General features: G+C 42.9%; 2 pseudogenes. Both read left to right on the top strand.

Annotated elements, in window-relative coordinates:
- Window positions 1-553 (top strand): annotated as a pseudogene (locus A3762_RS02480) (amino acid ABC transporter substrate-binding protein); the annotation flags it as partial.
- Window positions 554-627: 74 nt separating this feature from the next.
- A pseudogene (locus A3762_RS28150) lies at window positions 628-816 on the top strand (amino acid ABC transporter permease); the annotation flags it as partial.

Genomic DNA, 816 nt, shown 5'->3' with positions numbered 1-816 from the left:
TGAGTTGAACTTAGCAGATTATTTCCGTGCAAACGGTATGAAATATACTGCTGTAACATTTGATACTTCAGATCAAACACGTGCTGGTTTTGAAAGTGGTCGTTGTGATGTTCTTACTTCTGACCAATCGCAGTTATACGCAATTCGTATTGGTTTGAAGGATCCAGATTCAGCAATGGTTCTTCCAGAGGTTATCTCTAAGGAACCTCTAGGTCCAGTTGTTCGTCAGGGTGATGACGAGTGGTTCAACATCGCTAAGTGGTCTTTGGTAGCAATGATCGAAGCTGAGTTCTTGGGTGTCGATTCTGCGAACGCAGCTGATATGAAAGACAACGGTAAGCCTGCTCAGAAGCGTCTTCTTGGGACTGAAGGTGATGCTGGCGAGAAGCTTGGTTTAAGTGCTGATTGGGCTTACAACATCGTTTCACAAGTAGGTAATTACGGCGAGTCATTCGAGCGTAATGTAGGTATGGGTTCTCCTCTTAAAATTGCACGTGGCATTAACGAGCAATGGAATAAAGGTGGCTTCCTATACTCACCACCGATTCGTTAATTCGAATAGGTAAATAAAGGGGCTTTATGCCCCTTTTGCCGTTCTAAATTACACCCCAAGACTAGAGGCACTATATGTCCGAAGAAATTCGTGCAAAAGCATCAAGCTCAGGCTCAATGCTCAATAACCCAAGAGTTAGGGCCATCTTATATCAGGCTTTACTATTGTTTGGACTGGGTTATTTTTTCTATTCTATAGTTTCAAATGCGCTGAACAATATGGAGGCGCGAGGCATAAAGAGCGGTTTTGATTTTCTATTTACC

Source organism: Oleiphilus sp. HI0125, from assembly GCF_001635355.1.
Note: the sequence above shows the minus strand (reverse complement) of the source record. Positions and strands in the feature narration are given on the sequence as shown.